19 protein-coding genes are annotated in these 26,261 nt (G+C 64.2%); 12 read left to right on the forward strand and 7 right to left on the reverse strand.

Going from position 1 to position 26,261, the window contains the following annotated elements; all coding sequences use genetic code 11:
* Positions 1-224 precede the first annotated feature (224 nt).
* The 6 genes from FFS60_RS16730 to FFS60_RS16755 all read left to right on the forward strand — a co-directional run bounded on the left by FFS60_RS16730 (position 225) and on the right by FFS60_RS16755 (position 7,015).
* Positions 225-731, forward strand: a complete 507-nt coding sequence (locus FFS60_RS16730) for a flavin reductase family protein (RefSeq protein ID WP_028628248.1) — start codon at positions 225-227, stop codon at positions 729-731.
* A 9-nt stretch (positions 732-740) separates the two neighbouring features.
* Positions 741-2,417 (forward strand): FAD-binding protein, encoded by a 1,677-nt coding sequence (locus tag FFS60_RS16735; protein ID WP_137822596.1) that lies wholly within the window; start codon positions 741-743, stop codon positions 2,415-2,417.
* On the forward strand, positions 2,414-3,172 hold the full coding sequence (locus FFS60_RS16740; RefSeq protein WP_028626265.1) for a glucose 1-dehydrogenase: 759 nt from the start codon (positions 2,414-2,416) through the stop codon (positions 3,170-3,172). The genes FFS60_RS16735 and FFS60_RS16740 overlap by 4 nt, the downstream gene beginning before the upstream one ends.
* Before the next feature lie 13 nt (positions 3,173-3,185).
* Positions 3,186-4,244 (forward strand): ferredoxin--NADP reductase, encoded by a 1,059-nt coding sequence (locus FFS60_RS16745; RefSeq protein WP_137822597.1) that lies wholly within the window; start codon positions 3,186-3,188, stop codon positions 4,242-4,244.
* A 358-nt stretch (positions 4,245-4,602) separates the two neighbouring features.
* Positions 4,603-5,376 carry an SDR family NAD(P)-dependent oxidoreductase gene (locus FFS60_RS16750; protein WP_137822598.1) on the forward strand — a complete coding sequence of 258 codons (774 nt, stop codon included), beginning with the start codon at positions 4,603-4,605 and terminating at the stop codon, positions 5,374-5,376.
* Between the two features lie 64 nt (positions 5,377-5,440).
* Entirely contained in the window at positions 5,441-7,015 is a 1,575-nt protein-coding gene (locus FFS60_RS16755; RefSeq protein WP_137822599.1) for a FadD3 family acyl-CoA ligase, read from the forward strand.
* A gap of 38 nt (positions 7,016-7,053) precedes the next feature.
* Here the strand turns inward: FFS60_RS16755 and FFS60_RS16760 are convergent, their stop codons facing one another.
* From FFS60_RS16760 to FFS60_RS16780, 5 genes are all read right to left on the reverse strand, one after another.
* Positions 7,054-7,752 carry a transglutaminase-like cysteine peptidase gene (locus FFS60_RS16760; protein ID WP_137822600.1) on the reverse strand — a complete coding sequence of 233 codons (699 nt, stop codon included), beginning with the start codon at positions 7,750-7,752 and terminating at the stop codon, positions 7,054-7,056.
* Positions 7,753-8,053: 301 nt separating this feature from the next.
* Entirely contained in the window at positions 8,054-8,353 is a 300-nt protein-coding gene (locus FFS60_RS16765; protein ID WP_137822601.1) for a hypothetical protein, read from the reverse strand.
* Positions 8,354-8,646: 293 nt separating this feature from the next.
* Complete coding sequence (gene adeC, locus FFS60_RS16770) at positions 8,647-10,080, reverse strand: AdeC/AdeK/OprM family multidrug efflux complex outer membrane factor (protein ID WP_137822602.1); 1,434 nt, start codon at positions 10,078-10,080, stop codon at positions 8,647-8,649.
* Entirely contained in the window at positions 10,077-13,211 is a 3,135-nt protein-coding gene (locus FFS60_RS16775; protein WP_137822603.1) for an efflux RND transporter permease subunit, read from the reverse strand. The genes adeC and FFS60_RS16775 overlap by 4 nt, the downstream gene beginning before the upstream one ends.
* A gap of 11 nt (positions 13,212-13,222) precedes the next feature.
* Positions 13,223-14,365: an efflux RND transporter periplasmic adaptor subunit gene (locus FFS60_RS16780; protein ID WP_028626273.1), complete on the reverse strand. Its 1,143-nt coding sequence runs from the start codon at positions 14,363-14,365 to the stop codon at positions 13,223-13,225.
* A 202-nt stretch (positions 14,366-14,567) separates the two neighbouring features.
* Here FFS60_RS16780 and FFS60_RS16785 point away from each other — a divergent pair, with 202 nt between their 5' ends.
* The 4 genes from FFS60_RS16785 to FFS60_RS16800 all read left to right on the forward strand — a co-directional run bounded on the left by FFS60_RS16785 (position 14,568) and on the right by FFS60_RS16800 (position 20,169).
* Complete coding sequence (locus tag FFS60_RS16785; RefSeq protein ID WP_028626274.1) at positions 14,568-15,209, forward strand: TetR family transcriptional regulator; 642 nt, start codon at positions 14,568-14,570, stop codon at positions 15,207-15,209.
* A gap of 528 nt (positions 15,210-15,737) precedes the next feature.
* A complete protein-coding gene (locus tag FFS60_RS16790; RefSeq protein ID WP_028626275.1) occupies positions 15,738-17,474 on the forward strand; it encodes a type I secretion system permease/ATPase in 1,737 nt (578 codons plus the stop codon).
* Positions 17,475-17,540: 66 nt separating this feature from the next.
* Positions 17,541-18,824 (forward strand): HlyD family type I secretion periplasmic adaptor subunit, encoded by a 1,284-nt coding sequence (locus tag FFS60_RS16795; RefSeq protein ID WP_371926442.1) that lies wholly within the window; start codon positions 17,541-17,543, stop codon positions 18,822-18,824.
* A gap of 1 nt (position 18,825) precedes the next feature.
* Entirely contained in the window at positions 18,826-20,169 is a 1,344-nt protein-coding gene (locus FFS60_RS16800; protein WP_028626277.1) for a TolC family outer membrane protein, read from the forward strand.
* A gap of 142 nt (positions 20,170-20,311) precedes the next feature.
* Here FFS60_RS16800 and metR read toward each other — a convergent pair whose 3' ends face one another.
* Positions 20,312-21,229: a transcriptional regulator MetR gene (gene metR / locus FFS60_RS16805; protein ID WP_137822604.1), complete on the reverse strand. Its 918-nt coding sequence runs from the start codon at positions 21,227-21,229 to the stop codon at positions 20,312-20,314.
* Positions 21,230-21,338: 109 nt separating this feature from the next.
* On the opposite strand from metR, the gene metE reads away from it, so the two are divergent.
* A complete protein-coding gene (gene metE / locus FFS60_RS16810; RefSeq protein WP_137822605.1) occupies positions 21,339-23,633 on the forward strand; it encodes a 5-methyltetrahydropteroyltriglutamate--homocysteine S-methyltransferase in 2,295 nt (764 codons plus the stop codon).
* 40 nt (positions 23,634-23,673) lie between these two features.
* Here the strand turns inward: metE and FFS60_RS16815 are convergent, their stop codons facing one another.
* Positions 23,674-24,579, reverse strand: coding sequence for a LysR family transcriptional regulator (locus tag FFS60_RS16815; protein WP_028626280.1), 906 nt, complete (start codon positions 24,577-24,579; stop codon positions 23,674-23,676).
* 168 nt (positions 24,580-24,747) lie between these two features.
* Here FFS60_RS16815 and FFS60_RS16820 point away from each other — a divergent pair, with 168 nt between their 5' ends.
* The gene (locus FFS60_RS16820) at positions 24,748-26,256 is read left to right on the forward strand and encodes an aldehyde dehydrogenase (RefSeq protein ID WP_137822606.1); all 1,509 of its coding nucleotides are present in this window, start codon (positions 24,748-24,750) and stop codon (positions 26,254-26,256) included.
* Positions 26,257-26,261 lie beyond the last annotated feature (5 nt).

The raw sequence follows: 26,261 nt of genomic DNA on the forward strand, positions 1-26,261 counted from the left end.
CGTTGTTTCAGGCGTTGGCGGATCAGGTCGTGGTCGAGCATGTTGTTGTTCTCCGGTTGAAGGCTTTTCCACCTATCGCCGGGCATTCAAACAACGGGCAAGGGTCGGGACATCCCTCAAACGGACCATATGTCCGGCAATCCAACTAGTCCCCTCGGACGATGTTGCCCGGCCGGGGCTGGCGAAAAATCGGCAGCACTTGAGCACAACAAGAGGGCAGTGCGATGAGCCAGGCCGATCTGAAAGCCGCGATGCTCCAGGCGATGCGTCGTCTGGCCAAGTCCGTGACCATCATCACCACCAGCAACGGCCAGGAGCGTTTCGCGATGTCCGCCACGGCGGTGGATTCACTGTCGACCGAGCCGCCGTCGTTGCTGATCTGCGTAAACCAGAGCGCGTCGCTGCACGGGGTGCTGGATGCCGGTGCGGACTTCTGCGTGAACATCCTCGGGCTGGAGCAGGAGGAGCTGTCGCACCTGTGCAGCGGCCCGGTGAAGGGCGAGGCGCGCTTCCAGCGGGGCGACTGGCGCAGCAGCGAAGGCGGCATTCCCTACCTGGGCGACGCCCAGTCGGCGATTCTCTGCCAGCAGGACGGCAAGTTCAGCTACGGCACCCACACCATCTTCATCGGCCGGATTGTGGCGATCCACAACAGCGCGGAGATCAGCCCGCTGGTCTACCTCGACGGCGCCTACACCACCACTGCGCCGGCCTTGGCCGCTGCTTGCTGAGGACGCCGCATGACCGTGATGGAGCAGAGCCCGGAAGACCCGCTGCAGGTGGTTGACGCTGCAGAGCTCAATTGGGATGACAGTACCGACCTGCTGGTGGTCGGTTTTGGCGGCGCCGGCGTCTGCGCTGCTCTGGAGGCCCGCGGCCAGGGAGCTTCCGTGCTGGCGTTGGATCGCTTCGCTGGTGGTGGCGCGACGGCGCGCAGCGGTGGCGTGGTCTATGCCGGCGGTGGAACTCCGCAACAGGCCGAGGCGGGGGTCAGCGACTCGTCCGAGGCGATGTTCGATTACCTGTGCCAGGAAGTGGGCGACGCGGTGTCCGCCGAGACGCTGCAGGATTTCTGCGAGCGCAGTAGAGACAACCTGGCCTGGCTGGAGCGGCAAGGCGCCGCCTTCCAGGGCAGCGTGCCGCCGATGAAAACCTCCTACCCGAGCGATCAGTACTTCCTCTATTACTCCGGCAACGAAGCCGTGCCGAGCTATGCCGCTACGGCCCGGCCCGCACCGCGTGGCCACCGTGCCCTGGGCTCCGGGATGTCCGGTTACAACCTGTACGCACCGCTCAAGGCCAGTGCCCTGCGCCAGGGTGTGCGTCTGCGCACTCAGTGCGAGGTACGTCGCCTGGTGCTGGATGGCACCGGTCGGGTTATCGGTGTCGAGGCCTGGGGAATTCCGGCGGGCAGCCGCGCCGCGCGACGCCATGCACGGCTGGCGCGCTGGACCGACGCCTTGCACCCCTATGCACCGGCCCTGGCCGAACGCCTGCGGCGCAAGGTGCGTGGGCTTGAACTGGCCCATGCGGAGCGGCGGCTGATCCGTGCCCATCACGGCGTACTGCTCAGTGCCGGCGGATTCGTGTTCAACCGCGCCATGCTCACCGTCCATGCGCCGCGCTACCTCGGTGGGTTGCCGCTGGGTACCAGCGGCTGCAACGGCAGCGGCATGCGTTTGGGTCACAGCGCAGGCGGTACGCTGCAGCGTATGGAAAAAGTCAGCGCCTGGCGCTTCATCAATCCCCCCTTGGCCTGGGCCAAGGGGGTGATCGTCAACGGCGCCGGGTATCGCTACTGCAACGAAGAGGTCTATGGCGCCAAGCTCGGCCACGCCATGGTGGAAGAACAGGGTGGCCGCGCGATCCTGATTATCAATCGTGCGCTGTTCCGCGAGGCGTTCGCGCAGATCGGCCCGGGCAAGGTCTGGTCCTTCCAGCGCCTGCCGGCCCTGCTCAACCTGCTGTTCAATGCCAAGCGCGGCAACAGCGTCGGCCAGTTGGCTGCACGGGTCGGTCTGCCCCGTGAAGCCCTGGAGCAGACGCTGGCGGACTACGGTGATGCCGCTCGTGGCCTGCGCGAGGATGCCTTGGGCAAGTCGCGCGGTTTCCTCGCGTCGCTGGACGAGGGGCCCTGGTATGCCCTGGACCTGTCCTTCACCAGCACGCTCTATCCCTGTCCGGTGATCACCCTGGGCGGCCTGGCTGTTTGCGAGCGCAGCGGCCAGGTGCTGGACCGCGACGGTCAGGCGGTCTCCGGTCTGTTCAGTGCCGGCCGCAACGCGGTTGGCGTTGCCTCCAACTTTTACGTATCCGGTCTGTCCCTCGCTGACTGCGTTTACTCAGGGCGCCGTGTTGGCGCTCACGTGGCCGGTCTGGTTCGGGCTGCCAAAGCTTCCCAAGGAGAACAACAATGAAACGAGTCGAAGGCAAAGTCTGCATTGTCACCGGCGCCGCCAGCGGGGCTGGGCGCGAGGACGCACTGCTGTTGGCCAGAGAGGGGGCGAAGGTGGTGCTCACCGACCTCAATGACGAGGCCGGTCGCCAGGTCGCCGCTGAGATTGGCGAGAACGCGCTGTTTATCCGCCAGGATATTTCCAGCGAAGCCGACTGGCAGAACGTCATCAGGCTCACCCTGGAAACCTTTGGCCGTCTCGATGTGCTGGTGAACAACGCCGGCATTCTGGCCCTGGCCAGCATCGAAGACACCAGCCTGGAGCTCTGGCAAAAGATCCAGCGGGTCAACAGCGATGGCTATTTCCTCGGCTGCAAGCACGCTATCGCGGCGATGAAAGACAGCGGTGGCGGTTCCATCATCAATATGTCCTCGGTGGCGGCGCTGGGCGGAATGCCGGCCTTCTGCGCCTACTCCGCCTCCAAGGGAGCCGTGGCAGCGCTGACCCGCTCGGTGGCGCTGCACTGCAAGGAGCAGGGTTACCGCATCCGTTGCAACAGCGTGCACCCGGACGGTATCAACACCCCCATGACCCAGCCCCTCACCGGTCTCCAGGACGTGCCGCAGGACGTGCTGGACCAGAACCCGAAAAATCGCATGTGCGCCCCACGCGACATTGCCAATCTGGTGCTCTTCCTGGCGTCGGACGAGTCACGCTTCATCAATGGCAGTGAACTGCGCATCGACAACGCGCAGACCGTCAGCGGCCTGTTGTAACGCGGAGATGGCCATGGGCAGCGCGCAGCCTCTCGTGATCGAACCCCAACACTCCGGCGCCTTCCACCTGGAAGTGGCGGAGGTAATCGCCGAAACCCACGACAGCCGTTCTTTGGTGCTGCGGATTCCTGCAGGGCTGGAAGAACGCTTCCGCTACAAGGCGGGGCAGTATCTCGGCTTTCGCGTGATGCTCGGTGGCAAGCGGCTGACGCGTTGCTATTCCATGTCCAGCTCGCCGGATTGCGATGCCTTGCCCAAGGTCACCATCAAGCGGGTGGAAGGCGGCCGGGTGTCCAACTGGTTCAACGACCAGGTGGGCCCCGGCGACTTGCTGGAGGTGCTGCCGCCGGCCGGGCACTTCCACCTGCGCCCCGGCGAGCATGACCTGATGCTGTTCGGCGGTGGTTCGGGGATCACCCCGGTGTTCTCCATTCTCAAGTCGGCACTGAAGACCACCCGGCGTCGAATCAAGCTGGTGTACGCCAATCGCGACGAGGCTTCGGTGATCTTCCGCGACGAGCTGAAGGCGCTGGCCAAGGCCCACGTGGAGCAGCTGGAAGTGGTGCATGTGCTGGACTCGGTGCAGGGCTTTCTCAGCGAAGGCGAGGTGCACCAACTGGTACGTGGCCATGCGGGTGCGGAGTTCTACATCTGTGGGCCGGGGCCGTTCATGGATACCGTGGAGCGCGCGTTGCTGGCGCGAGGAGAAGCGCGTGAGCGCATTCATGTCGAACGCTTCGTCTCACCGCCCGACGCGGATGCGCAGGCGGTCATGCCGGTACCCGCCAGCGCGGCGGTGGAGGAGCTTCTGGTGGAGCTGGATGGCCAACTTAACCCAGTGACCGTTCAACCCGGTGAGACCCTGTTGCAGAGCATGCGCAATGCCGGCCTCGATGCGCCCTATTCCTGCGAAGAGGGCTTCTGCGGCGCCTGCATGTGCAAGGTGGAGGAGGGCGAGGTGGTGCTCTCCCGCAACGATATTCTCAGCCCCGCCGAGCTGGCCGAAGGCTGGACCCTGGCGTGCCAGGGCCGCCCAGGCAGTGCGCGGCTGAAACTGAAGTTTCCGGGGTGACAGCCGGAGGCTACCGCCCTCGCGGGTGGTATTGAGCGTGTATGTCTGTGCCTTTACGCCCGGCTTCGGCCGGGTTTTTTCTTGGTGCGGAAATTGGTGGTGCGCTTGATACCAAGCCTGCCGGGTCTGAACCGGGGGAGAGGTTTTGTGGGGGCGATTTAAATCGCCATGCGGACCGAAGGTTCGCCCGATGGCTCTGCGGGGGCAGTTGCGCCGCTCTTTGCGAATGAATTCGCCGCCGCATTGATCCGTGTGAAACCCTCCCTGCAGGTGTAGTCCCAATGGACGATCATCCACCGTACCGGTTTCTGTAGACTCGCTGAAAAAACCATTCCAAGAACAAGTAATGAGGTTTCCCATGGCACGTCTGTCTAGCAAGGTCGCGGTCATCACTGGCGCCGCATCGGGTATTGGTCTGGCTTGCGTCCGGCGCTTCGTTGCCGAGGGTGCGCAGGTAGTCGGGCTGGACGTGGGGGAGCCCCGTGCGGATGTTGCGGCGAGCCTGGAGGGATCGATCCCGGCACCGCTGTTCATGGCCCTGGATGTACGTGACGAGGCGCGGGTGCAGGCCGTGATGGAAGAGGTGGTGCGCCGCTTCGGGCGTATCGATGCGCTGGTCAACGCCGCCGGAGTCGCCAGCCAGGGCAACATCACCAGCGCGCCCACCAGTGAATGGCAGCGGGTGCTGGACATCAACCTGACCGGCAGCATGCTCACCAGCAAGTACGCCCTGGTGCCGATGCTGGCGCAAAGGAGCGGCTCCATCGTCAACGTCGGCTCGATCTTCGGTGAGCAGGGCTGCGACAACAACACCGCCTACAACGTCTCCAAGGGCGGCATCAGCCAGCTCACCCGCTCCCTGGCTATCGACTACGGCCATGCCAACATTCGCGTCAACGGCCTTTGCCCGGGACTGATCGATACCCCCATGACCCAGATGGTCAAGGAGCAGGAGGCCTTCCACGCTTTCTTCGCCTCCCAGCACATGCTGTGCCGCGCGGGGCGTCCGGAGGAGGTGGCCAATGTCGCGCTGTTCCTCGCCTCGGACGATGCGTCCTTCGTCAGCGGGCAGATGATCGGTGTCGACGGCGGCTTCTCCGCCGGTCGCCGCTTCGCACCGCCACAAGCCTGATTTCTTTGCCTTCACCACGGCCGGGGTTACCCGGCCGCTGTCCCGTCGCGCCCGAGAAAAGCCCATGCCAAACCTGGAAAGCGCCCTGACCATTCCTGAACTGCTGGCCGCTGCGGCAACGCGCTACGGCGAGTCCATGGCCATCGAGGACGACAGCACCCGCATCAGCTATCACCGGCTTGACCAGTTGCGCCGTCAGGCCGCGCGCGCCTTGTTGGCGCTGGAGGTGCAGTCCGGTGAGCGCGTGGCGATCTGGGCCCCGAACATCCATGAATGGATAGTCGCCGCCATCGCCCTGCAGAGCGTGGGGGCGGTGCTGGTGCCGCTGAACACGCGGATGAAGGGCTCCGAGGCGGGCTTCATCCTGCGCGAGAGCGGCGCGAGTCTGCTGTTCGTGATCGGAGAGTTCCTCGGCACGGACTACCCGGCATTGCTGGCCGGTGAGGCGCTGCCGGCCTTGCGTACGCGGGTCTGTCTGCGTGGCATGGCCGAGGGCTGCGTGAGCTGGGACGCCTTCATGGAGCTCGCCGAGGAGGTTTCTCCGGCGGAACTGGCGGTGCGCGAAAGCCAGGTTGGTCAGCACAGCCTGTCCGACCTGCTGTTCACCTCAGGCACCACCGGCAAACCCAAGGGCGTGATGACGGGGCACGGCCAGAACCTGCGTATCGTCCGCGACTGGAGCACGATGGTCGGTTTGCGTCCCGGTGATCGTTACCTGATCGTGAACCCGTTCTTCCACAGCTTCGGCTACAAGGCCGGCTGGCTGGCGGCGTTGATGCGCGGCTGCTGCATCCTGCCGCAGCAAGTGTTCGACGTGCCGGCAATGCTGGAGCGCATTGCTCGCGAGCGGGTCAGCGTACTGCCCGGCCCACCGACGTTGTACCAATCGATCCTGGCTTTCCCCGAGCGTGAGCGTTATGACCTGTCCAGCCTGCGGGTAGCGGTGACCGGAGCTGCCTCGGTGCCGGTGGAGATGGTGCGGCGCATGGGGTGCGAGCTGGGTTTCGAAACCATTGTCACCGCCTATGGCCTGACCGAAGCCTGTGGTTTCGTCACGATCTGCCGGCCGGGAGACTCGGCGGAACGGGTGGCGACCACCTCGGGCCGTGCCTTTCCGGATGTGGAAGTGCGCTGCGTGGACGGCACCGGCCAGCCGGTGCCGCCGGGCCAACCGGGGGAATTGCTGGTACGGGGCTACAACCTGATGCAGGGCTACTTCAATGACCCCGAGGCTACGGCCGAAGCCATCGATGCCGAGGGCTGGCTGCACACCGGGGATATCGGGGTACTGGACGAGGACGGTTACCTGCGGATCACCGACCGCATCAAGGACATGTTCATCACGGGTGGCTTCAACGTGTACCCGGCGGAGATCGAGCAGGTCATCCTGCGTTATCCGGGCATCGCCCAGGCAGCGGTGATCGGTATCCCCGACGAGCGCCTGGGGGAAGTGGCCATGGCCTTCCTGCTGCCGGCTGCCGGGCAGCACGTGGATACCTGTGACTTCCTCGCCTGGTGCCGCGAGCAGATGGCCAACTACAAGGTGCCGCGTCGCGCGCAGGTGGTGGAGGCCATGCCGCTGAACGCGGCGGGCAAGGTCACCAAGGATGCGTTGCGCAGGATGGTGGAAGTCAGTTGAGTTCGTCCTGACCAGGAAGGATGCCGAGGCCACACGGCTCAGAGCGTGAAGCCTTCCTTCTCCATTCGCGCCAGCAGGCCTTGCCAGAACGGCAGTTCGGTGGTGCTGCCGACGCGTTTGAACGCACGGCCATTCACTGCGTAGAGGCCCTGGGTGTCGAAGGCGTAGCGCAAGGCCAGGTCCGTACGGCGGGAGGCGGGGAGGATGTCGTCGACCAGGTTGTCCAGCACCAGGGGTTCGGCATCAGGGGTTTCGTAGTAGGTCACCACCATATGCGCCTGGTTCAGCTCCAGCGCGCGCGCGTAGGTGATGCGCAGCTTGTCCGGGGCGATGCCCAGTTGCAGCAGGGTGAAGTACTTGGCGAGGGCGAAGTCCTCGCAGTCGCCGGCGCCCTTGGCCAGGGTTTCCACGGGAGTGGCCCAGTAGTCGCGGCGCTGCCAGAGTGCAGTGTCGTCGCTGAAGCGTACTTGGCGGTTGATCTCGCGGTTGACCGCCTGCAGCTGTTGCCGTTCGGCCAATCGACGACCGCCTTCCAGCAGGTCGTGCCACGCCTGGAGACGGTCCTTGGCCGGGCCGCTTCGGCCGTAGCGCTTTTCCGCCTTGCGCAGCACCGGATCGACGCTCCAGGCGGCGTTGGCATCGCCAGTGCCGAGCAGCAGGCTGCCGCTGAAAAGGGTGACTGCCAGCAATTGCCAGGAAAGGGGTACGCCGAAGCGGCGTGAGACGGGCTTCTGCAACGGGTTGACTCTCCAGTGGAAAGCGGCCGGAGCCGGGTTCTGCGGTGGATCAATCCGTTGAGCGAATCACCGGAAAAGGAAATGCCCTCCGCCGGTTCGAGGATGTGGGAACACTAGGGTCAGTACATGTGGCGCTGCAAGCAGCAGGAGACGCACGGCAGAGTTGGCGAAGTTCCGGGAGCGGCCCAATGGCTCTGGGGCGAGGTCCGGCGTTTCTGGCCGGTTGTCGGAAACTTCGCTAACTGTCTGCCCGACGGGCGCGTAGGTTTGGGCGCGCACCCGACGGGCGGTCATTACGGGGTTACTTCCCGTATTCGACCCTCTGTTGGTGGATCAACGACTGATACTTCGGCTTTTGTCGCTCATCGGAGCGCATGCCTTCATCCTCATAAGACTGGCCAGCTGCGGTCGGCTGTTCCTCGACCATCCGGGTAAAGCTCTCGCTGGAATCCTCCCTCATCTGCAGCAGTTGCTGGTTGCGTATCCGGTACTCGTCCAGGCGGTCGCTTCCATTCTCCGCGAGGACCGTACCCGATCCCGTTGTCACCGCCAGGGCCAGGAAAAGGCCGCTGAGGGTGGTCGTGCTGAATGTCGATTTCATCGTCGTTTCCTCTTGTTGCCCACTCGCCTCCCCACGAGTTGGATGAACAGGATCGGCCATTGTTACAGCGCGTGGCGGTGGCCTGACCGATGGCAAGGAAATGGACCGACGGGCACAGGCAAGCCAATGAATGGCATGGAGTTTTCCGAATTTCATGCCCGTTTTTGGGTGCCCTGTTGCAGGGCATCGGGGTGGTTGTGGCAGGCTGCGATGGGCGGAAAAAGTACGCCCCCGCCAAGCATCGCGGGGGCGCCGCGTGGATTCCTCGTCCCTGAGGATAGGGGAGTCGCGGATCAAGCGTTCGGGGAGCTTTCTCCCTGTTCTTTCCAACCGCCGCCGAGGGCCTTGTACAGGTTCACTTCGCTGGCGAGCTGGTTGAGGCGGTCACCGATCAGTTGCTGGCGGGCGCTGAACAGCTGGCGCTGGGCGTCCAGCAGGGTCAGGTAGCTGTCGACGCCGGTGCGGTAGCGGCGCTCGGCGAGGCGGTAGTACTCCTCGGTGGTTTTCACCAGGGCGCGCTGGGCGCCGAGCTGCTGTTGGTAGGTCGTGCGCGCCGCGAGGCCGTCGGAAACTTCCTGGAAGGCGACCTGGATGGCCTTCTCGTACTGCGCCACCTGAATGTCCTTCTGCAGCTCGGTGTAATCGAGGTTCGCCTTCAAGCGGCCGGCGTTGAAGATCGGCAGGCTGATGCTCGGCTGGAACAGCCAGCTGCCGGAGCCGGCGTCGAACAGCCCGGAGAGCTCGTTGCTCATGCTGCCGGCGTTGGCGGTCAGGCTGACGCTGGGAAAGAACGCCGCGCGTGCCGCGCCGATGTTGGCGTTGGCCGATTTGAGCAGGTGCTCGGCCTGGACCACGTCCGGCCGACGCTGCAGCAAGTCGGACGGCAGGCCCGGCGGTACTTCGGCGAGCAGGTCCGCGTCCAGCGCCAGGCCTTTGGGCAGGTCCGCCGGCAGGCCGGTGCCCACCAGTTGCGCCAGGGCATTGCGGTCCTGGGCCACCAGGCGGGTGTACTGCGCCAGGCTGACCTGGGCACTTTCCACGGCGGTTCGCGCCTGGCTCAGGGCCAGGGCGTCGGCAACCCCCACGTCGAAGCTGCGCTGGGTAAGGGCGTAGCTTTCCTGGTAGGTCTTGAGGGTGTCCCGAGTCAGTTGCAGCAGGGCCTGGTCGGCTTGCCAGTCGAGATAGGCGGTGGCCACAGAGGCCACCAGGCTTATCTGGGTACTGCGGCGCGCCTGCTCTGTGGCGAAGTACTGTTCCAGGGACTGTTCGTTCAGGCTGCGCAGGCGGCCGAAGAAGTCCAGCTCCCAGGCGCTGGCGCCGAGGGTGGCGCTGTACTGGCCGCTGGTGGTGGCCTGGCCACTCTCGCTCAGGGAGCCGGGGAGGCGCTGGCGAGTACCGGTGCCGTCGGCCGAAACGCTGGGGAACAGCTCCGAACGCTGGATGCGGTAGAGCGCGCGGTAGGCCTCGACGTTCAGCGCGGCGGTGCGCAGGTCACGGTTGTTGTCCAGGGCGAGCTGCACCAGTTGGTGCAGCGCCGGGTCCTGGAAGAACTCGCGCCAGTCGAGGTCGGCAGCGGCGGTGTTCACCTGGGCCTCGCCCTGGCTGTACGCCTCGCCTTGGGGCCAGGCATTGTCCACGGGCGCCTCCGGGCGCAGGTAATCGGGAATCATGGAGCAGCCACCGAGCAGGGTCGCGGCGATGGCCAGGGAAATCAGGGAACGCCTCACTGCAGGGCCTCCTTCTTGATCGCGGCCTTGCTCGCCTTGTCTTTGAACAGCGAACAGACCAGCACGTAGAACAGCGGCACCCAGAAGATGGCCAGGACGGTGGCGGTGAGCATGCCGCCGATCACGCCGGTACCAATGGCGTGCTGGCTGCCGGAACCAGCGCCGTTGGAGATGGCCAGGGGCACCACGCCGAGGATGAACGCCAGCGAGGTCATGATGATCGGGCGCAGGCGCATGCGGCAGGCTTCCACGGCGGCATCGAACAGGCTCTTGCCCTGTTCGTGCAGCTCCTTGGCGAACTCGACGATCAGGATCGCGTTCTTCGCCGAGAGGCCGATGGTGGTGAGCAGGCCGACCTGGAAGAACACGTCGTTGGACAAGCCGCGCATGCTGGTGAACATCAGCGCACCGATGACGCCAAGCGGAACCACCAGCATCACCGAGAACGGGATCGACCAGCTCTCGTACAGCGCCGCGAGGCAGAGGAACACCACCAGCAGCGACAGGGCGTAGAGCGCCGGGGCCTGGGCACCGGACAGGCGTTCCTCGTAGGAGAGGCCGGTCCAGGAGTAGCCGACGCCGGCTGGCAACTGCTTGGCGATTTCTTCCACCGCAGCCATGGCTTCACCCGAGCTGTGGCCCGGAGCCGCCTCGCCGAGGATTTCCACCGCCGGCACACCGTTGTAACGGGCCAGCTTGGGTGCGCCGTAGGTCCATTCGCCGCTGGCGAAGGCACTGAACGGCACCATCTGGCCCTCATCGTTGCGTACGAACCACTTGTTCAGGTCTTCCGGGTTCATTCGGGCTTCGGGTTCACCCTGCAGGTAGACCTTCTTCACCCGGCCACGGTCGATGAAGTCATTGACGTAGCTGGCGCCCCAGGCGATGGAGACGGTGTTGTTGATGTCGGAGAGGGAGATGCCGTGGGCACGGGCCTTCTCGTCGTCGATCAGCAACTGGTACTGGGGCTCGTCGCGCAGACCGTTGGCGCGCACGCGGTTGAGCACCGGGTTCTTCGCCGCCAGTTCGAGGAACTGGTCACGGGCGGCGTTCAGCGCTTCATGGCCGACACCTGCACGGTCCTGCAGGAAGAAGTTGAAGCCGGTGGCGTTACCCAGTTCCATCACTGCCGGCGGGGCGAAGGCGAAGACCATCGCGTCGCGGAAGCTGAAGAAGTGCTGCTGCGCGCGCTGGGCCAGGTCGAACACGCTCTGGCCTTCGGCGGTGCGCTCTTCCCACGGTTTGAGCATGATGAAAGCCATGCCCGAGCTCTGGCCACGGCCGGCGAAGTTGAATCCGGTCACGGTGAACACGGATTTCACGGTGTCCTTCTCATTCTCCAGCAGGTATTCGCGCATCTGGTCCACGACCACCTGGGTACGCTCGGCACTGGCGCCGGACGGCGTCTGCACCTGGGCGAAGAGCACGCCCTGGTCTTCCTCGGGGAGGAAGGCGGTGGGAATGCGGGTGAACAGCCAGCCCATGGCGATGAGGATCACCACGTAGAGCAGCAGGTAGGGCGCCTTGCGCTTGAGGATGCCGCGCACGCCACGCTCGTAGCTCTGCACGCTGCGGTCGAAGCTGCGGTTGAACCAGCCGAAGAAGCCGCGCTTCTCATGGTGGCCCTTGTCGATGGGCTTGAGCAGGGTGGCGCAGAGGGCCGGGGTGAAGATCAACGCCACCAGCACCGACAGGGCCATGGCCGAGACGATGGTGATGGAGAACTGCCGGTAGATCACGCCGGTGGAACCACCGAAGAAGGCCATCGGCAGGAACACGGCCGAGAGCACCAGGGCAATGCCCACCAGTGCGCCCTGGATCTGGCCCATGGATTTGCGGGTGGCCTCCAACGGCGACAGGCCTTCCTCGGCCATCACCCGCTCGACGTTTTCCACCACCACGATCGCATCGTCCACCAGCAAGCCGATGGCGAGCACCATGGCGAACATGGTCAGGGTGTTGATGGTGAAACCGAACATCGCCAGCACGCCGAAGGTGCCCAGCAGGACCACGGGCACGGCCAGGGTTGGAATGATGGTGGCGCGGAAGTTCTGCAGGAACAGGAACATCACCAGGAACACCAGGACGATGGCTTCGCCCAGGGTGTGGATAACGCCTTCGATGGAGGCGGAAACCACGGGGGTGGTGTCGTAGGGGAAGACCACTTTCATCCCGGCGGGGAAGAAGGGTTCCAGCTCATTGATGGTGGCGCGGATCGCCTTGGCGGTATCCAGGGCGTTGGCGCCGGTGGCCAGCTTGATGGCCATGCCGGAGGCGGGCTTGCCGTTGAACTGGGCGCTGATGCTGTAGTTCTCGCCACCCAGTTCGATCTTCGCCACGTCCTGCAGGCGCACCTGGGAGCCGTCGCGGTTCACCTTCAGCAGGATGTTGCCGAACTGCTCGGGAGTCTGCAGGCGGGTCTTGCCGATGATGGTGGCGTTCAGCTGGGTCCCGGGGGAGGCGGGCAGGCCGCCGAGCTGGCCGGAGGAGATTTGCACGTTCTGCGCCTGGATGGCGGTCTTCACGTCTACCGGGGTCAACTGGTAGTTGTTCAGGCGCGCCGGGTCCAGCCAGATGCGCATGGCGTACTGGGCACCGAATACCTGGAAGTCACCGACGCCCTTGGTCCGTGAGATCGGGTCCTGGATGTTGGAGACGATGTAGTTGGCCAGGTCGTTCTTGTCCATGCTGCCGTCTTCGGAGACGACGCCGATGACCAGCAGGAAGTTCTTCACCGCCTTGGTCACGCGGATACCCTGTTGCTGCACTTCTTGCGGCAGCAGCGGGGTGGCTAGCTGGAGCTTGTTCTGTACCTGCACCTGGGCAATGTCAGGGTTGGTGCCCTGCTCGAAGGTGGCGGTGATGCTCATGCTGCCGTCGGAGTTGCTCTCCGACGAGATGTAGCGCAAGCCGTCGATGCCATTGAGCTGCTGCTCGATGATCTGCACCACGGTGTCCTGCACCGTCTGCGCCGAGGCACCGGGGTAGCTGACCTGGATGCCCACCGCAGGCGCGGCGATGCTGGGGTACTGGTTGATCGGCAACTTGAGGATGGACAGACCGCCGGCGAGCATGATCACCAGCGCGATCACCCAGGCGAAGATCGGGCGATCGATGAAGAATCTCGACATCTATGGGCTCCTCAGTGGCTCTTGGCCAGGTTGTCACCCGCGGGCTGCTGGGCAGCCACATTGGTCGCCGGCGCGGCATTCACTTCGACGCCCGGGCGCACGAACTGCAGGCCTTCGGTGATCAGGCGGTCGCCCGGGTTCAGGCCTTCGCTGACCAGCCAGCGGTCACCGACGGTGCGCTCTGCTTTCAGTTGGCGCAGTTCGACCTTGTTCTCGGCGTTCACCACCAGCGCGGTGGCCTGGCCCTTGAGGTCGCGGGTCACGCCTTGCTGCGGCGCAAGGATGGCTTGTTGCTTCACCGCCGAGCCCAGGCGGGCGTGGACGAACATGCCCGGCAGCAGGGTGTGTTCCGGGTTGGGGAAGACCGCGCGCAGGGTCACCGAGCCAGTGCCTTCGTCCACCGAGACTTCGGAGAACTCCAGGCTGCCCTTGTGCGGGTACTCGCTGCCGTCTTCGAGCAGCAATGAAACTTTTGCGCCATTGCCCCCGGCCTTTTCCAGCTGACCTTCAGCCATCTCTCGCCGCAGGCGCAGGAGGTCCTTGGTGGACTGGGTGACGTCAACGTAGATCGGGTCGAGCTGCTGGATGGTGGCCATGGCCAGTGTCTGGCCGTTATTCACCAGGGCACCTTCGGTGACCGTCGAGCGGCCGACGCGTCCGGAAATCGGTGCCAGCACCTTGGTGTAGCGCAGGTCGATCTTCGCTTTCTCCAGCGCGGCCTCGGCCTGCAGGCGGGCAGCCTGGGATTCGTCATAGGCCTGCTTGCTCACGGCCTGGTCGCTGACCAGATCCTTGTAGCGATCCGCCAGCGACTGCGCCGACGCCAGGCTGGCCTGGGCGCTTTTGTAAGTGGCGGAGTAGACGGACGGGTCGATCTGGTAGAGCTGCTGCCCGGCCTTGACCTCGCTGCCTTCGGCGAACAGGCGCTTCTGGATGATGCCGTCCACCTGCGGACGCACTTCGGCAATGCGGAATGCTGCGGTGCGGCCTGGGAGTTCGGTGGTCAGGGTGAAGCTCTGGGGCTGGAGGGTGACGACGCCAACCTTGGGCGTCTCGGCGGGCGGGGGAGCCGAGGCTTCCTGACAGCCGGTCAGGGCGAGTGTGGCCAGAGCGATGGCGGAAACCAAGGCGGCAAAGGCTGGCTTCATGGGCATCTGAAGGGACCTCATTGTTTCTGGGATGCGGCCCTGGGGGAGGGCCGGGCGCAAGGCGGGTTCTGGATTCTTACAGAGGTGTACGAATATACTTACATGCGTGAATGTTTGTAAATCGAATCTTCCAGAGCCGGTGTCAGAAATTATTTCGGCGGAATGATGATTTTTCCTTTGTCAGCAATCAGATAGGTCCCAGTGGCGAATGGCCAGACGTACCAAAGAGGAAGCCGAAGAAACCCGCGTGCAGATACTCGACGCCACCGAGCGGGTATTTCACGAGAAGGGGGTTTCCCGCGCCTCGCTGGCTGAGATTGCTGCTGCCGCCGGAGTGAGCCGCGGTGCCATCTATTGGCATTTCGAGAACAAGACCGATCTGTTCCAGGCCATGCTGGAGCGAATCCACATGCCCCTGGAGGAACTGGCCCGCGCCAGCGAGAGCGAAGACGAGCCCGATCCCCTGGGACGCATGCACCAGTTGCTGGTGCGCTTGCTCAAGCGCGTGGAACTCGACCCGCAGAGCCGGCGCATCCACGAGATCCTGCGGCACAAGGTGGAGTACACCGAAGAGCTGGGTGACTTGCGGCAGAAGATGCAGGACCAGAGTGCCGAGTGCGACTTGCGCATCACCAAGGCCCTGCGCAATGCGGTGAGTCGTGGCCAGCTACCCGCCAACCTGGACTGCCGCCGTGCCGCCATCAGCGTGCATGCGTACATGGAAGGCATCCAGACCAACTGGCTGCTGGTGCCGGACGGATTTTCCCTGGCCGGCGAGGCGGAGAACCTGGTGGATAGCCTGATGGATATGCTGAATTTCAGCCCGGCGCTACGGGTCAGGACGGCGTGACGCTCGGTTGCAACGCTTCAGTCCTCTTCCTGGACCGTGTGTCGGCTGTGGGGGCGAATTCGTCGACGAACCGCTGAAGCGCCGCTTACTGCGACGCATCAGGCTCCACCCGCTCCACCTGCGCGCTGTGACCGCGCGGAAGGGTGGATGGAGGCGTTCGGTTCACGCGGAATCGGTGCGGCCTCTTTCCCGGTATCCGATGGGTGTGTCATTTATCCGGCGCCAATTCGGCTCGCCAACTCGCCTCCAGGCGTCTTCATTCTTCTCGAGAATCAGGCTGCACGCCGTCTGGAACGGTGCTTTCAGGGTTAATACGAAATTCTCTCATCCGTCCGCTGGTGTCGCTGGTCGGGGTTAATCCCGCAGCCGTCCGGCAGGTGGGGTCCGTCACTGGCGGCCAGCATGAGACTTGGCTAAGGATGTCTGTAGGCTTCTGTGGGGGCAGCGCCGTTTCGCTCCAGGGGCTCGAACTATAAGAAGGCGACCGGACCATCGCCTAACCCATCACTCAGCCAGTGGATCGCCGAGATGAAGAATTTCTCGCAGCCCCGTACCGAGTTGTCCGAAGCCCTGAACCGCTTGCGCCGCACGTTCTATGTCGTTGGCGGTTTCAGCGGGGTTATCAACCTGATGATGCTGGCGCCCGCCCTCTACATGCTGCAGGTCTACGACCGCGTGCTGGCGAGCAGCAACGTCACCACCCTGTTGATGTTGACGGTCCTGATGCTTGGGCTCTACGTGCTCATGTCGTTGCTGGAGGTGGTGCGCTCGACCGTGCTGATTCGCCTTGGCAACCGACTGGACATGAGCCTGAACAAGCGCATCTTCAATGCCTCCTTCGAACGCAACCTGCGCCGCGCCGGCGGCAATCCGGCCCAGGCCCTGCAGGATCTGTCCATGGTCCGCCAGTTCCTCACTGGCAACGGCCTGTTCGCCTTCTTCGATGCCCCCTGGACACCCATCTATCTGCTGGTGATCTTCCTCGTGCACCCGCTGCTGGGCATTATCACGCTGGTCGGTTCGGTCATCCTGTTCGGCCTGGCTCTGCTCACCGAGGTGATAACCCGTGGCCCGTTGGCGGAGGCCAACCAGGCGTCGATGGCGTCTGGCTCCTTCGCCAACAACAACCTGCGCAACACCGAAGTGATCGAAGCCATGGGGATGCTGCCGGCGATCCGCGAACGCTGGTACGGCAACCATCAACGCATTCTCGAGAAACAGACCCTGGCCTCTGACCGCGCCGCCTACATCAACGGCGCCAGCCGTTTCGTGCGCATCACCCTGCAATCGCTGATCCTCGGCGCTGGCGCGTTGCTGGCGATCAAGGGAGAGATCACGGCAGGCATGATGATTGCCAGTTCGGTCCTCAGCGGTCGTGCCATGGCGCCGGTGGAACAGGCCATCGGGGTATGGAAGCAATTGCTGTCTGCCCGCACTTCCTGGGAGCGCCTGTCCAAACTGCTGCAGGACTTCCCCGCACGCAAGGACGCCATGGCGCTGCCCAAGCCCCTGGGCGCGCTGTCGGTGGAACAGGCCATGTCGGCGGCACCAGGCGGCGTATCGACCATCCTGCGTGGGATCAATTTCAGCCTTTCGCCTGGCGAGGCCTTGGGCATCATCGGGCCGTCGGCTGCTGGCAAGTCCACCCTGGCCCGCCTGCTGGTGGGTGTCTGGCCGGCGCAGTCGGGCAAGGTGCGCCTGGACGGTGCTGACATCTACCAGTGGAACAAAGAAGAACTGGGCCCCTGGATCGGTTATCTGCCGCAGGACGTGGAGCTGTTCGAGGGCACGATTGCCGACAACATCGCCCGCTTTGGCGAGCTGAACAGCGAAGAAGTGATACTCGCGGCCAAGCGTGCCGGGGTGCACGAGATGATCCTGCACTTCGAGAAGGGCTACGACACGCCGTTGGGGATAGACGGCAGCCCGCTGTCCGGTGGGCAGAAACAGCGCATCGCCCTGGCCCGTGCCATCTATGGCGACCCTTCGTTGATCGTGCTCGACGAGCCCAACGCCAACCTCGACGACCTGGGCGAGGCGGCGCTGGTGGAAGCCATCCTCGACCTGAAGAAGCGCGGCAAGACACTGATCCTGATTTCCCACCGCCCCAGCGTGCTCAGCACGGTGGACAAGGTCCTGCTGCTGCGCGATGGCGGCATGCAGTTGTTCGGTCCTCGCGACGAGGTGTTCGCAGCGCTGCGCCAGGCCAGCGTCATGCCCTCTGTGGGCACGCCCAACCTGGCCTCGATGCGGGCAAAGGAGTAATCGATCATGCAAGCGGCAAGCGAAAGCAAGGCCCTGGTACGGGTCGAACAACCGATACAGGTGGACATGGATGACACCCGCCCGGCCCGTTGGGGCATCTGGATGGTGCTGGCTGGCTTCGGCGGCTTCCTGGTCTGGGCCGTGCTGGCTCCCCTGGATGCTGGCGTAGTGGCCAATGCCACGGTCAACGTCACCAATGCCCGCAAGACCGTCCAGCACCTCACCGGCGGCACGGTGGACTCCATCCTGGTACGCGAGGGCGACAAGGTGCGCGCCGGCCAGGAGTTGGTGCGTCTGGACCCGACCCAGGCGATCGCCGAGCAGGGTGCCCTGAGCTCCCAGTACATCGTGGCCAAGACGGTGGAAGATCGCCTGTCCGCCGAGCGTGATGGCGCTGATTCGGTGACCTTCACACCGGACCTGCTGGAGCGTTTTGCTGGCGACCCGCGCCTGCAGGAGGCAATAGCCTTGCAGCAACGGCTTTTCCACACCAGGCGCAAGGCCTTGTTGGGCGAGATCAGCATCCTGCACGAGAACCTCAATGGCGCCGAAGAGCAACTCAAGGGGCTGCGCCAGGTGCAAGCCACCCGCGCCAGCCAGTCGAGCCTGCTGGGGCAGGAGCTGGAAGGTGTGCGCAGCCTCGCCGCGGAAGGCTACATCCCGCGTAACCGTATGCTCGAACTGGAACGCAGTGCCTCGGAACTGAACGGCTCCATGGCGCAGAACATCGCGGACATCGGCCGCACCCGGAACCAGATCGCCGAACTCAAACTGCGCATTCTCCAGCGGGAGCAGGATTTCCAGAAGGAAGTGGAGTCGCAGTTGACCGATGTACAGAAGGAAACCACTTCCTTGGGCGAACGCCTGCGTTCGGTGGATTACCAGGTGGAAAACACTGTGATCCGTTCCTCCATCGACGGCATCGTCCTGGGCCTGAACGTCGCCACCGTCGGTGGTGTCATCCAGCCCGGTGAGCGGATCATGGACGTGGTGCCGGACAAGGAACCCCTGCAGGTGGATGCCCAGGTGCCGGTACAGGCTATCGACAAGATGGTGCCGGGACTGCCTGTGGATATCACCTTCCCGGCCTTCAACCATGCGCAGACACCCAACATTCCCGGTCGGGTGATGACGGTCGCGGCCGACCGTCTGGTGGACGAAGCCAGCAAACAGCCCTATTACTTGACGCAGGTGGAAGTGACCGAGGAAGGCATGAAGCTGCTCGGGCCTAACAATATCCGGGCAGGTATGCCGGCCACCGTGACCATTAAGACCGGCGAGCGCAGCCTGATGAGTTACTTGATGAAACCCCTGCTGGGCCGCGTCGGAAGTGCATTCAAGGAGCAGTAAAATGAGACTCCGGAAGGCTCTAGCCGGTTTTCTCGGAGCCGTCGCCCTGCCTGCGACGGCCATGGACCTCAGCGAAGCTTGGAACGTTTACCAGAATCAGGGGCCGACCTACCTGGCCTCGGTGCACGAACGCCAGGCCGGCCAGGAATACAAGGAACTGGGCAAGGCCGGCCTGCTGCCGAACATCAGTAGCACCGTCTACTGGAAACGGGTGGACGGGACCAGCGAACAGGACAATGTCTTCGGTAGCTCCGTGGAGAGCGACCTGGAGTACGACTCAAGGGGGGCGGTGGTGGAGCTGCGCCAACCGCTGTTCAACAAGCAGCGGATGGCGGAGTTCCGCCAAGGCAAGCAACGCACCCTGTTCAGTGACGCAGTGTTCGATGCCAAGACGCAGGAATCGGCAGTCAGTCTGGCTAGCCGCTACTTCGCCGTGCTGCTAGCGCTGGAAACCATCGACCTGGCCAACGCCAAGCTGAAGAACCTGGAGAACCAGGTGATGGCCGCCAAACGACGCTACGAGCTGGGTGACGGGACGGTGATCGATGTCGATCAGGCGTCCGCTCGGCGCGACCTGGCCCAGGCGGAGCTGATCGAAGCCGAGGACAACCTGCTGGTGGCACGGCGCCTGCTGCAGGAACTGCTTGGCGTGCTGCCGGAGCAGATGTCCACCTTGCGTACCGAGTTCCCTACGCCACCATTGGAGCCCCCAAGCCTGCAGGACTGGATCAACGACGCACGGGCCAATAACCCGACCATCATTGCCCGTAGCCGCAGTCTGGACATCGCCGATGAAGAAGTGAGCCGGGCCAGGGCCGGGCACTGGCCGACCCTGGACTTCGTCGCGGCCTACAACGATTCGGAAAGCGATTCGGTCTCTACCCAGGACCAGACGAACAAGTACGGTTCGGTGGGCGTGGAGTTCCGCATGCCGATCTTCGCCGGCGGCGCCACCAGCGCCCAGGTGCGTCAGGCGTCTGCCAACCGCGAGCTGGCCAACGACCAGTTGAACTCCAGCCGCGAGGAAGTGCTGTCGGGCACTACTCGTGAGTTTCGCGGTGTGCAGAGCGGCGAGCAGCGGGTGCGCGCACTGGAGACCGCAGTGGTGTCCAGCGAACGGGCGCAGGACTCGGCGCGCAAGGGCTTCCAGGCGGGCACCAGTACCAACCTGGACATCCTCAATGCCGAGGAGCAGGCCTTCATCGCCCGCCGTGACCTGTTGGAGGCCAAGTTGCGATATCTGCTGTCGCGCCTGCGCCTGGCTTCGTCGGTGGGCTCACTGGGTGAGGACGACATCCAGCAGGCGAATGCCTACCTGGGGCCGACAATTCCGATGCGCCCTTGAGGTGATCGAAGGGGGCGAAGCTACGGACTGACAGGTAGGGTGGATGTCGCTTTTCACATCCACCAGCCCTTTGTCGGGCCTGGCTTCGTTCTAGCAAAACACCGCCCGTCATATCAGGCGCGAGTCACCGGTGAGGGACTGTTCAGCGCGCCGCACATACCCCTTCAAGGGTGGCAAACGACGTGTCCTTGGCCGTCAGCAGGAAGTCGCGCATGAAAGGCGCATCCAGCATATCGGCACGGATCGCCGCGAACAGGGTGCAGTACAGGCCTTTCTCACCCAGACGCTTGGCGGTGACGTAGCCGCGCGAGCTGTACTCGTGCAAGGCCCAGTTGGGCAGGCAGCAGACGCCGCGACCGCTGGCGACCAACTGCATCATCATCACCGTGAGTTCCGAGGTGCGCACCTGGGCGGGCTCCACGTCGGCCGGCTCGAGGAAGCGGGTGAAAATATCCAGGCGGTCGCGTTCCACCGGGTAGGTAATCAGGGTCAGGCTGGCGAGGTCATCGGGAACGATGAATGGCTTGCTGGCCAGGGCGTGCTGGTTGTCCACCGCCAGCAGCGCCTCGTAGGTGAACAGCGGCACATAGGTGATGCCGGCGAGGTCGATGGGGTCGGACGTCACCACCAGGTCCAGGTCCCCTCGGGCCAGGGCGGGCAGGGGGGCGAAGGAGAAGCCTGAGGCGAGGTCCAGCTCCACTTCGGGCCAGGCATCGCGAAACTGGTCGATGGTCGGCATCAGCCACTGGAAGCAGCTATGGCACTCGATGGCCATGTGCAGACGGCCTGCGGTGCCGCCGGCGAGGCGGGCCATGTCCCGCTCGGCGCTGCGCAGTTGCGGCAGCACGCTGTCGGCCAGCTGCAACAGGCGCAGGCCGGCGCTGGTGAATCGAACGGGCTTGGTCTTGCGCACGAAGAGCTGCATGCCGAGGCGCTCTTCCAGTTCCTTGAACTGGTGGGAGAGGGCGGACTGAGTCAGGTGCAGGCGTTCGGCAGCTTCCACCAGGCTGTCGGCTTCGCGCAACGCGTGCAGGGTTTTGAGATGGCGCAGCTCGAGCATGGTGCTCTCCATGAATAGAATTTGAGATCAATGCGAATAAGTTGAGTTTGTCTCAAGTGCCATGGGCTGTCGACAATTGGCTCCATCATTTGCATGGAGATTCGACAACATGGCCCTGTCTCATTCCCTCGGCTTCCCGCGCATCGGCCGTGACCGAGAGCTGAAGAAAGCCCAGGAAGCCTTCTGGAAGGGCGAACTGGATGAAGCCGGCCTGCGCGCCGTCGGCCGGCAACTGCGTGCCGAGCACTGGCAATTGCAGAAGGAAGCCGGCATCGAGCTGCTGCCGGTGGGTGACTTCGCCTGGTACGACCAGGTGCTGACGCATTCCCTGACCTTCGGCGTGATTCCCGAGCGCTTCCGGCCAGAGAATGGCAACGCCAGCCTGAACACGCTCTTCGCCATGGCGCGAGGCGTCAGTAAGGGCTGCTGCGGCGGTGCCCATGCCCAGGAAATGACGAAGTGGTTCGACACCAACTACCACTACCTGGTACCGGAATTCTCCGCCGACCAGCCATTCACCCTGAGCTGGGAGCAGTTGTTCGAGGAAGTGGAAGAAGCTCACGCCTTGGGCCACGCAGTGAAACCGGTACTGATCGGCCCTCTGACCTACCTCTGGCTGGGCAAGGCCAAGGGGGGCGAGTTCGACAAGCTGGACCTGCTGGAGCGACTGCTGCCGGTCTACGGCGAGATTCTCCAGCGCCTGGCTGCCCAAGGTGTGGAATGGGTGCAGATCGACGAACCGATCCTGGTGCTGGACTTGCCGCAGGACTGGAAGAACGCCTTCGAGCGCGCCTACAACCTGCTGCAGAGAGATCCGCTGAAGAAGCTGATCGCCACCTATTTCGGCGGCCTGGAAGACAACCTCGGCCTGGCTGCCGGCCTGCCGCTCGATGGTTTGCACATCGACCTGGTGCGCGCGCCCGAGCAGTATCCGACCATCCTCGACCGCCTGCCGGCCTACAAGGTGCTGTCCCTTGGCCTGGTCAACGGCCGCAACGTCTGGCGCTGCGACCTGGACAAGGCGCTGGACGTGCTGCGCCATGCCCACGAGCGCCTGGGCGACCGTCTTTGGGTGGCACCGTCCTGTTCGCTGCTGCACAGCCCGGTCGATCTGGTTCGCGAAGACGAGCTGGATGCCGAACTGAAGAGCTGGCTGGCCTTTGCTGTGCAGAAGTGCGAGGAGGTCGCCGTATTGTCCCGCGCCCTGACCGAGCCGGAAGCGCCGCACGTGTTGCAAGCCCTGGCCGCCAGCCGTGCCGTGCAGGCCGGCCGTGCTGCCTCGCCGCGCATCCACAATCCGGCCGTGCAGGCTCGCGTGGCGGCTCTGAAACCGGAAGACAGCCAACGTCCGTCGCCCTTCGCCGTGCGTATCGCCAAGCAGCATGAGCGTCTGTACCTGCCGGCGTTCCCGACCACCACCATCGGCTCCTTCCCGCAGACCTCTGCCATTCGTCTGGCGCGCCAGTCCTACAAGCAGGGCAAGCTTTCCCACGCTGAATACACCGAGGCCATGCACAGCGAAATCCGGCACGCGGTGGACGTGCAGGAGAAGCTGGGCCTGGACGTCCTGGTGCATGGCGAGGCTGAGCGCAACGACATGGTCGAATACTTCGCCGAACAGCTGGATGGCTATGTCTTCACCCGCTTCGGCTGGGTGCAGAGCTACGGTTCCCGTTGCGTGAAGCCGGCGGTGATCTTCGGCGACCTGAGTCGCCCGAAAGCCATGACCGTGGAGTGGATCACGTACGCGCAGGGTCTGACCGCCAAGTGGATGAAGGGCATGCTGACCGGCCCGGTGACCATGCTGATGTGGTCCTTCCCCCGCGAGGACGTGCCCCGCGAGGTGCAGGCCAGGCAGCTGGCGCTGGCCATCCGCGACGAAGTGCTGGACCTGGAAGAGGCCGGCATCCGCATCGTGCAGATCGACGAAGCGGCTTTCCGCGAAGGCTTGCCGCTGCGCAAGGCCGATTGGCAGGCCTACCTGGACTGGGCGACCGAAGCTTTCCGCCTGACCGCCAGTGGCGTACAGGACGAAACCCAGATCCACAGCCACATGTGCTACAGCGAGTTCAACGATGTGATCGAGTCCATCGCCGCGATGGATGCCGACGTCATCACCATCGAGACCTCGCGCTCGGACATGGAGTTGCTGGATGCCTTCGAGGCTTTTGCTTATCCAAACGAGATCGGGCCGGGCGTCTACGACATCCACTCACCACGGGTGCCGGACAGTGCCGAGATGGCCAAGCTGCTGCGCAAGGCCGCCGAGCGCATTCCTGCCGAACGTCTCTGGGTCAACCCCGACTGTGGCCTGAAGACCCGTGGCTGGCCGGAAACCGAGGCGGCGCTGGTGAACATGGTCGCGGCCGCGCGGCAGTTGCGGGCGGAGTTCAACTGCCGTTGAAGGGGGGCTTCCTTCCCCTCTTCGCAGTGGGGAAGGGGGCTCAGACGTGCAGTGCGCTGCTGGCCAGGTCATCGAGAAATGCCCGCAGTATGGGCGGCGGCGCCACGCCACGACGGGTGATGGCGTCGAAGCTGGCCGACGGCGCCAGGCGTTCGGGAAGCAGCGGACGCATGTCGCCACTGTCTACCCAGCGGGCGGCGAAATGCCGGGGCAGCAAGCCCAGGTAGGCGCCGGAGATGATCAGGATCGCCAGTGCCTCGATATTGTCGACCGTTGCGGCGGCGCGGTTTGCGCCGACCAGTTCCAGATCGCTTTGCTGCATGAATCCGCGTGCTACCAGCTTCGAGGCAGCGATCTGCCGCTGCAGTTCGTCGTCATCCGCTTCGCAGCCGTACAGCGGGTGGTGGCGGCCGCAGTAAAGGCCTAGCGCCTCCTGGTAGAGCGGCGAGTAGTTCAGGCCTGGAACACGGAACGGGAAGTGGCCGATGGCGAGGTGCAGGCGACCGTCCAGGACTCGCTCTTCCAGCTCCGACGGGGTGCCCACGTAAACGCTGAGATGGACATCGTGCCCACGCGCGACGAAACGCTGGGTCGTGCTTGGGAGGGGGGAGTCCGGGTCGGTGATAGTGGTGTCGATGATGCCGAGGTTGAGGGTGCCGCTGATGTGCTGTTTCAGCACGTCGGCGTCCATGCAGAAGGCCTCCACCGCCGATAGCAGGCGCTGAGTCGCTTCGTGGATGGCCACGCCCTGCTCGGTGAGGCGAAAGCCGCTGCGCCCGCGCTGGCAGAGCTTCACCCCGAGGCGGGCCTCCAACTGGGTCATTTGTTCGCTAATGGTGGACTGGCCGACATTGAGAGCGGCCTGGGCAGCAGAGAAGCCGCCGCATTTGACGATGGTCTCGAAAACTCGCAGCAGTTTCAGGTCGACGTCATAGAGCTGGATCATCGCAACCTCCCGCCATCAGATGTTTCGGTAAATGCCGATTCATGTATCTGATATTTTGCATTTTACCAATGTTAGGCCGGGGCCATAGTCAGCTCAACGGCGATCCCTGGCAAGACCTGTTCGCCGTCATTCCCTCCACGCGACCTGCGCATGAAGACGAGAGCGACGATGGACACCAGAACAAAAAACTACCTGCAGCAATTCGGCGTTTCCGAAGCGACCCAACACTTCCTCTCCAGGCCCAGGAAGCTGTTCATCGGCGGTGCCTGGCAGGACCCCTCCGACGGTGCCAGCGCCGACGTGATCGAACCCTCCAGCGAAGGTGTGCTCGGGCGCATTCCCATGGGCACGGCTGATGATCTGGATCGCGCCGTGCAAGCCGCCCGCGCGCAATTCGATGGCGGCCCCTGGCGTCAACTCAAGCCCCTGGAGCGGGAGCGTCTGCTGCATCGACTGGCCGACCTGATCGAAGCGAATGCCGATGAGCTGGCCGAGATCGAATCCATCGATATGGGCAAGTCCGTGACTCAGGCCCGCGCGGTGGATATCCAGGGCACCATCGACACCTTCCGCTATTTCGCCGGCTGGGCCAGCAAGATTCATGGCCGTACCGTGGAGCCGTCGCTGCCCGGCAATTACCTGGCCTACACCCGCAAGGAGCCGGTGGGCGTAGTGGGGGTGATCGTGCCCTGGAACTTCCCGCTGCAAACCATGGCCTGGAAGCTTGGGGCTGCGCTGGCGGTAGGTTGTACCGTGGTCGTGAAGCCTGCGGAGCTGACTTCCCTCTCGGCCTTGCGCTTCGCCGAGCTGGTACAGGAGTCGGGCATTCCCGGCGGCGTGGTGAACATCGTTACCGGGCGCGGCAGCGTGGTGGGGGCGGCCATGGCCAGCCACCCGGGCATCGACAAGCTCAGCTTTACCGGCTCGACCCCGGTGGGATGTTCGGTAGGCAAGGCAGCCATGGACCAGATGAAGCGCTTGACCCTGGAGCTGGGCGGCAAGTCACCGGTGATCGTCCTGGCCGACGCCGACCTGAAGGCAGCGGCCCAGGCGGTGGCCAACGGGGTGTTCTTCAACTCCGGGCAAGTCTGCGACGCCGGCACCCGTGCCTATGTCCATCGCAGCGTCTACGCCGAGTTCCTGCGCGAGCTGGCCGATTACACCGCAACCCTGAAGATTGCGCCCGGGTTGGACCCCGATTGCTTCATCAGCCCGATGGTGTCCCGCGAGCAGCAGCAACGCGTGCTGGCGTACATCGAGGCCGGCAAGGCGGAAGGTGCGGAGCTGTTCTACGGCGGCGTGCCCGTGGAAGGCCCCGGCTTCTTCGTGCAACCGACCATCTTCGCCAACTGCCGCAATGACATGCGCATCGTCCAGGAAGAGATCTTTGGCCCGGTGCTGGTGACCGCCCCCTTCGACGATGAGGAAGAGGTGCTGGCCCTGGCCAACGATTCGCCTTTCGGGTTGGCCGCCGCGCTCTACTCCAACGACCTCGGTCGCGTTCACAGCCTGATTCCGCGCCTGCGTGCCGGTTCGGTGTACGTCAATGCCCACAGCACCATCGACCCTTCCATGCCCTTCGGCGGCTACAAGCAGTCGGGCTATGGCAAGGACCTCGGGGCGGAGCAACTGGAATACCTGCTGGAAACCAAAGCCGTGTGGATCACACTGCCCTGAGGAGT

This window comes from Pseudomonas sp. D(2018) (genome assembly GCF_005502555.1).
In the GTDB taxonomy this organism is placed as follows: domain Bacteria; phylum Pseudomonadota; class Gammaproteobacteria; order Pseudomonadales; family Pseudomonadaceae; genus Metapseudomonas; species Metapseudomonas resinovorans.